Raw genomic sequence first — 6289 nt, forward strand, 5'->3', positions numbered from 1 at the left:
GATCGAATCAGCTTAGAGTGATGCGTTTACCGTTAGCATGAAAAGGTTTTTGCTGAAATCGGTATTGGCAAGATTTGAGTCTGTATCACTGTATTGATAGTTCAGACCAAACGTCAGCCAGCGACGCATATCGTAGCTCATGCCCATATTAAATGATGTGGTATCATCTTCCCGGCCATCGGCAGCACCTTCATAGGTCTCGTTAGAATAGCCTAAGCCAAGGTCTGTGCTGACGATATCACTCCAGGCATGGTTCCAGTTGATGTTGTAGGTTTTGGTGTCGATAAAGTCACCGTTACCATTACTTTCCACTGCGTTCCTGCTGGTGCTGATATCAACAACTGAATAGGTTCGAGGCTCCCAGCGGACAGATGCTTCCCAGCTACCACCAGTGAAATCTTTGCGGCTCGCAGAGTCAAAATCTTTTTTGCTCAGACCTACCTTAACTGTGCCGGTTGTTTTGGCACTACCCTCCCATGTCGCACCTACCAGATATTTCCAGGTGTTGCTGTCCAGAGAACTGGCAGGATCAACATCGTAGTTAATATCCTTGTTACGGGCTTCAAACAGCAGAGATGTTTTTGGCATTACCTGATAAAAGAACACCGCACCCAGAGTGACTTCAGTATCATCCCGACCTGCAGTAATTGCGCGGAAGTTCTGATATTCACGATCAAGGTGTTCACCGTAAAGCTGAATTCGGCCGGTTGCGCCGGGTGCACCATAAACATAGTTAAAGCTCAGTGTCTGGGTATCGTACTCCAGCGGGGCAGAAATGGTGTTGGCGATGCCTCCTGTGGCGCTGAGGCCTGTATCCCGGGCTTCATGTCCTTTGATATAGTTGGCTTTCAGATCTATTATGCTGCGCTGACTGAATTCGAAATGTGCATCCGCACTGAGGGTATGATCGGTGTAGTTATCGGCTGAGCTGTTCTGATGGATACCCTGATTGATCTGATAGATCACTCTGTAGGCATTCAGACCGTTTTCAGCAATCAACTGCACAGAGGGACTCAGAACTGTTATGGTTTCATCCTGCTCATTAGCGGAAGTGCTGAAAAAGTTATCATCGTAACCAACCTGAGCGCTCATCATCGGAATAATGCTGACAGGGCCAGCGTCAATCGATGCAGGTTCGATAGCGGCGAAAGCAGGTAAAGAAATAATGAAAGCAGAAGGCGCAATTATACTGACTAAAATGCGGTTATTCATCGGCAGATATCCTTATGAGTGTCCTTTAATTGCCATTTCTGTTCAGTCTCTGCGTTCTGCAGGACGTAAATATGAACAGTGGTCTTCCAACATAGGCTAATAGTATCATGGGTTTTTTTGTAGCGGTACTGCCAGCTGGATGCAAATGGCGACATTTATGCGTTTTTTTGCTGCAGTGCGAAAAAAAATGCCCGCTTTGCCTTTCGATGCTGCAGGAGTCTGGGTTTTGAAACGTTTTTAAGTTATTAGATTGTTTAATTTATCGTTGTCCTGTTGCAAAAAAGTGACATAGTTGTTTTGAGTGGGAATTTTTATGGGTCATACAAAAAAAGATGTTCCTTTCCAGTCGTTAAGTATTGCTGTACTGACGGTTTCCGATACCCGTACGCCGGAGAACGACACCTCCGGTGATGCCTTGGTGAATGGCCTGACTGATGCAGGCCATACACTGGCGGATAGAACGATTAGCAAAGATGATGTGTATCAGTTGCGGGCAGTGGTGTCTAAATGGATTGCGGATGAATCCATTCAGGCGATTCTGGTGACCGGGGGGACGGGCTTTACGTTGAGGGATACAACGCCTGAAGCACTAAAACCACTATTTGATAAGGCTATAGAGGGGTATGGCGAGCTGTTTCGCCAGCTCTCTTATGAGGAGATTGGTACATCTACTATCCAGTCACGGGCGTTTGCCGGTGTTGCCAATCGCACGGTGATATTTTGTATGCCGGGCTCTACCGGGGCTTGTAAAACCGCCTGGAATGGCATTATTCGTGAACAGTTGGATTCCCGGCATCGCCCTTGTAATTTTGTTGAGATGGTGATGACTACAAGGCCTGTAGATAGTGCATGTGGTCCACGCGGATGAGTAGTCGTGATCAGGGTTGTGATGCGCCTCTGCAGTCGTTGATGCCGGTTGCTGAAGCACTGGAGAAGCTGCTGGCAGAAGCAAGGGTGAATGTTACTACCGAGTTAGTGAACATTGCTGATGCGCTGGGGCGGGTGCTGGCGGAAGATCAGCTGTCAACGGTTGATGTGCCTCCCCGGGATAACAGTGCGATGGATGGTTATGCGCTGAAACTCTCCGATCTTGCTGTGGGTAATCGTCTTGTTGTATCACAGCGGATACCTGCGGGTAGCGCACCCAAACCATTACAGTCTGGCACTGCTGCCCGAATTTTTACTGGTTCTGAAATTCCCCAGGGCGCTGATGCGGTGGTGATGCAGGAAAATACCACTGCGGGTGAAAGTGGCGATCAGTATTGGGTTGATATCAATGAAATGCCTGTAGTGGGGGATAATATTCGTCCGCAGGGGCAGGATATTCGGGCTGGTCAGGTGGTAATGCCTGCGGGTACGCGGATGCAGGCTATGCATCTCGGTGTGCTTGCTTCGGTGGGGATTGCGGCTGTTCGTGTATATCGTCCTTTGAGAGTTGCGGTGATGGCAACGGGTGATGAGTTGGTGATGCCGGGTAATCCACTTCTGCCCGGACAGATCTACAACTCCAATCTGTTTACTATACGTGGGTTGCTGCAGGGGCTGGGATGCGAAATTGTTGATTCTGGGATTGTTAAGGATACGCTTGAGGGAACTCAGGTCGCTTTGAGACAAGCATCTGAACGGGCCGATTGTATTATTACCAGTGGTGGTGTCTCGGTTGGTGAAGAGGATCATGTGAAGGCCGCGGTTGAGTCTCAGGGTGAGCTCAAACTGTGGAAGTTGGCAATGAAACCGGGTAAGCCGATGGCGTTTGGCTATGTAAATGGTAAGCCGCTGCTTGGGCTGCCGGGTAACCCCGCTGCGGTATTGGTGACGTTCAGTATTCTGGCTCGCCCGTTCCTGCTTCGATTGATGGGGGCGGTTCACGAAGAAGTCTACAGCTTTTCCGTCGAAGTGGGCTTTAGCCGCGCAAGGGCCATCAGTCGTCAGGAGTACCTTCGGGTTCAGCTTGTTGATGGTCGGGCGATGATGGGCTCAAGTCAAAGCTCGGGTGTATTAAGCTCTTCAATAACGGCGGCGGGTTATCTGGTGGTGCCACCTGATACGGTGGTTGCTGAAGGTGATCGGCTGATGTTCATTCCGTTCAGTGAAGTGATGAGTTAAGCATCTGTGTATGGGTGCTGAAAAAATAGGTTGTGTCATGGTAAATGTGCTTTTTTTTGCATCCCTGCGTGAAACGCTGGGGGTGGGCCAGATGAGTCATCAGCTGGGCCAGCCGGTCACGGCTGGCGAGCTTCTTGAGCAGCTGAAGGGGCAGGGGGCTGAGTGGGATAAAGCGCTAAAGGGACAGCTGCTCTGCTCGATTAATCAGGATGTTGTGCCGCTAGATGCTGTTGTTTCTGATGGTGATGAGGTGGCTTTTTTTCCACCCGTAACCGGCGGTTGAATCGTTTGGACGTTATTATCCTGGCGGGCGGCGAAGGGCGTCGTATGGGTGGTTGTGACAAAGGTCTGGTGCCGTTTCAGTCACAGCCGATGGTTGCTTTTGCGGTTGAGCTGGTCAGGCCTTTTGTTTCAAGAGTGATTATCAGCTGTAATCGCCACCTGCCGGAGTATGCTGTGCTGGCTGATCGGGTGGTGGAGGACCCGTTTGAAGGGTTTCAGGGGCCTCTGGCAGGAATTCTTGCCGGGCTGAAGGTGAGTGGTTCAGATCAGGTGCTGGTATTGCCCTGCGATACGCCGTTGCTGGAGGCGGTGTTGATAGAACGTTTATTGGCGGCGGCAAACGCTTCTCCAGAGTCAATTACCGTTTTATCCGAAGGCGATAAGTTGCATCCGTTGCATGCGGTGATTCCCCGGGCTCTGATGGGTGATCTTGAGCGCTGGCTGGAGGGTGGGCAGCGCGCTGTGCAACGCTGGATGCATAACCACCCTATGCAGCTGATTGATATTTCCGAGTACTCTGAGCAGCTGTGCAATCTCAATACCTTTCAGGAGCTTAGGCTGCTTGAGGCGTTAAAGTCAGAGGGCTAAGCGGGCGACTGTTGCTTGGAATTCTGTATAATCGCCGAAATTTTCTTGATTAAAGGGTGGGTTGGATGGATCAGCTGGTAAGTATGGCCGGTGCTTTTTTATTGGTGTTTCTGGCTGAATTCGGTGATAAGAGTCAGCTAGTCTGCATGACGTTGGCGACCCGTTATCGTGCTTTACCTGTTTTATTGGGTGCTGTTGTTGCCTTTGCTGTTCTGAATCTGCTGGCTGTTCTGGTGGGGGCTGTTGCGGCAACCTGGTTGCCTCGTTCGCTGGTGCTGACTGTGGTCGCGCTCCTGTTTCTCTGGTTTGGTATTCAGTCTTTCCGGGCCGAGGAAGAGGATGAAGATGACAGCGTGTCAATCTCAGTAAAGAGTGTTTTTGTCTCCGCCCTGCTGATGCTTTTTTTTGCTGAATTGGGAGATAAAACACAGTTGGCGGTGATGGGGTTGGCAAGCACGGAGCCTGCGCTGCCGGTCTGGCTTGGTTCAACCCTGGCGCTGGTGTCTACTTCTGCTCTGGGGATTCTGGCGGGTAGAGCGCTGATGCGCTATGTCTCTATCAGCTGGTTGCATCGTGCATCCGGGGTGATGTTTGTGATGTTTGCGCTTTATGCGGGTACGGAAGCTGTGCTTCTGGTGGTTTGATAAAGTATGTCTGACGCGCCCAGGGGTTAGGATGCTGATTGGTTTTTTAATTTTGTTGTTATTTCAGTTTGCCGGAGAGCTGATCGTGGTTGTCTCCGGATTACCTGTGCCCGGGCCTGTGGTGGGAATGGTGTTGTTGCTGCTGGGGTTGATTGTTAAAGGCGAAGTGCCTGGATACTTGCGGATTCCCAGTGAGGCGTTATTAAAGCACCTGGCGCTGCTGTTTGTGCCAGCGGGTGTTGGGCTGATGACCCATTTTGGCTTGCTGCGGCAGGATTGGCTGGCGATTCTGGTCGCACTGATTATCAGTACCGCACTGACAATCGTTGTTACCGCGCTGATTCTTAACCCTTCGGCCAAAAAACTGCAAGCGCTGAGTCCGAGTGAGTCTGGCGAGGATGAGCGCTGATGGAGTTCTGGACGTTTTTTACCGCTAAGCCCCTGCTGTGGCTGATTGTGACTATCACCACGTTTATTGTAACTTCCTGGTTGAATCGTCGTCTTGGAGGAACCCCGTTGCTGCACCCTGTGCTGGTGTCGCTATTCCTGATTATTATGTTTTTACTGCTGACGGGTACCTCATATGAAACTTACTTTGAGGGTGCGCAGTTTATTCACTTTCTGCTGGGGCCGGCGACTGTGGCACTTGCTGTGCCGCTGTATGATCATTTTGAACGGGTGAAAAAGCTACTATTACCGTTGATGCTGGCATGTATGGCGGGAGCTGTCACTGCCGCTGCCTCTGCGCTGCTGGTTGCGCAGGCGCTTGATGCGTCGTTGGGAACCTTGCTATCTATTGCGCCTAAGTCAGTTACTTCCGCTATTGCTATTGGTGTGGCAGAGAAACTGGGCGGTTATCCGTCGCTGGCCTCGGGCTTGGTGCTGATAACGGGTGCGTTGGGGTGTATGTTAGCGCCGCCGATCTATCGTATTCTCAATATCACCGATGAAGCGGTTAAGGGGTTTACTCTGGGGGTGTCAGCACACGGCATGGGCACGGCATTTGCTTTTGAATATGGCCTGATGGCGGGGGCTTTTGGCGGTTTGGCTATGGGTATGACCGGTGCATTTACCGCATTTATGCTGCCTCTGCTGGTGTCGGTGCTGGGGATAGGTTAAAGGGCCGGGGCCTGAGTGCTTCAGAAGTCCGGTCTTTCGTTTATCCGACGCGCTTTCTGGCTGCGGGCCTGTTTTGTCAGGACTTGGTTTTTCTGGCAAGTGAAGCGGTCGGGCTTCGCATATTCGCGCTTATCCCTTATTCTTTTGTTGCGTTGCAAAACCCCGGGGCGGGGAGTAAAGTGCCCATCCTTCGTTTTCTCGTTTAATTTATCTGATATTGGCTTGAATGGTACGGTTTTCGGTATGACTCCTATTGCTCGTTACAAAAAAGACCTGGAACGCGACGACTTCTCATATGATGCGGCACAGGAGCTGGCCGTTAAGCATCTGCAGCGCCT

General features: G+C 50.9%; 8 protein-coding genes. 7 read left to right on the forward strand and 1 reads right to left on the reverse strand.

The genetic code is table 11. The annotated features are described in order from the left end of the window. Positions 1-12: 12 nt before the first annotated feature. The gene (locus ACQY8X_RS14350; protein ID WP_428035825.1) at positions 13-1212 is read right to left on the reverse strand and encodes an outer membrane beta-barrel protein; all 1200 of its coding nucleotides are present in this window, start codon (positions 1210-1212) and stop codon (positions 13-15) included. Between the two features lie 313 nt (positions 1213-1525). On the opposite strand from ACQY8X_RS14350, the gene moaB reads away from it, so the two are divergent. The 7 genes from moaB (at position 1526) to ACQY8X_RS14385 (ending at position 5951) form a co-directional block, all read left to right on the forward strand. After that, the gene (gene moaB / locus ACQY8X_RS14355; protein WP_428035826.1) at positions 1526-2080 is read left to right on the forward strand and encodes a molybdenum cofactor biosynthesis protein B; all 555 of its coding nucleotides are present in this window, start codon (positions 1526-1528) and stop codon (positions 2078-2080) included. Next, positions 2077-3318: a molybdopterin molybdotransferase MoeA gene (locus tag ACQY8X_RS14360; protein ID WP_428035827.1), complete on the forward strand. Its 1242-nt coding sequence runs from the start codon at positions 2077-2079 to the stop codon at positions 3316-3318. The genes moaB and ACQY8X_RS14360 overlap by 4 nt, the downstream gene beginning before the upstream one ends. A gap of 37 nt (positions 3319-3355) precedes the next feature. After that, positions 3356-3601, forward strand: a complete 246-nt coding sequence (locus tag ACQY8X_RS14365; protein WP_428035828.1) for a MoaD/ThiS family protein — start codon at positions 3356-3358, stop codon at positions 3599-3601. Positions 3602-3606: 5 nt separating this feature from the next. Further along, entirely contained in the window at positions 3607-4188 is a 582-nt protein-coding gene (gene mobA / locus ACQY8X_RS14370; RefSeq protein ID WP_428035829.1) for a molybdenum cofactor guanylyltransferase MobA, read from the forward strand. 65 nt (positions 4189-4253) lie between these two features. Continuing rightward, positions 4254-4832 carry a TMEM165/GDT1 family protein gene (locus tag ACQY8X_RS14375; RefSeq protein ID WP_428035830.1) on the forward strand — a complete coding sequence of 193 codons (579 nt, stop codon included), beginning with the start codon at positions 4254-4256 and terminating at the stop codon, positions 4830-4832. A gap of 31 nt (positions 4833-4863) precedes the next feature. After that, the gene (locus ACQY8X_RS14380; RefSeq protein ID WP_428035831.1) at positions 4864-5241 is read left to right on the forward strand and encodes a CidA/LrgA family protein; all 378 of its coding nucleotides are present in this window, start codon (positions 4864-4866) and stop codon (positions 5239-5241) included. After that, on the forward strand, positions 5241-5951 hold the full coding sequence (locus ACQY8X_RS14385) for an LrgB family protein (protein ID WP_428035832.1): 711 nt from the start codon (positions 5241-5243) through the stop codon (positions 5949-5951). The genes ACQY8X_RS14380 and ACQY8X_RS14385 overlap by 1 nt, the downstream gene beginning before the upstream one ends. Positions 5952-6289: the final 338 nt, after the last annotated feature.

The sequence above is a fragment of the Amphritea sp. genome (genome assembly GCF_050300915.1).
Lineage (GTDB): Bacteria > Pseudomonadota > Gammaproteobacteria > Pseudomonadales > Balneatricaceae > Amphritea.

Bases quoted from the DNA above. Each gene is read 5' to 3' on its own strand.
- ACQY8X_RS14350 (WP_428035825.1), bottom strand. From the start codon at position 1,212: ATGAATAACCGCATTTTAGTCAGTATAATTGCGCCTTCTGCTTTCATT.
- moaB (WP_428035826.1), top strand. From the start codon at position 1,526: ATGGGTCATACAAAAAAAGATGTTCCTTTCCAGTCGTTAAGTATTGCT.
- ACQY8X_RS14360 (WP_428035827.1), top strand. From the start codon at position 2,077: ATGAGTAGTCGTGATCAGGGTTGTGATGCGCCTCTGCAGTCGTTGATG.
- ACQY8X_RS14365 (WP_428035828.1), top strand. From the start codon at position 3,356: ATGGTAAATGTGCTTTTTTTTGCATCCCTGCGTGAAACGCTGGGGGTG.
- ACQY8X_RS14375 (WP_428035830.1), top strand. From the start codon at position 4,254: ATGGATCAGCTGGTAAGTATGGCCGGTGCTTTTTTATTGGTGTTTCTG.
- ACQY8X_RS14380 (WP_428035831.1), top strand. From the start codon at position 4,864: ATGCTGATTGGTTTTTTAATTTTGTTGTTATTTCAGTTTGCCGGAGAG.
- ACQY8X_RS14385 (WP_428035832.1), top strand. From the start codon at position 5,241: ATGGAGTTCTGGACGTTTTTTACCGCTAAGCCCCTGCTGTGGCTGATT.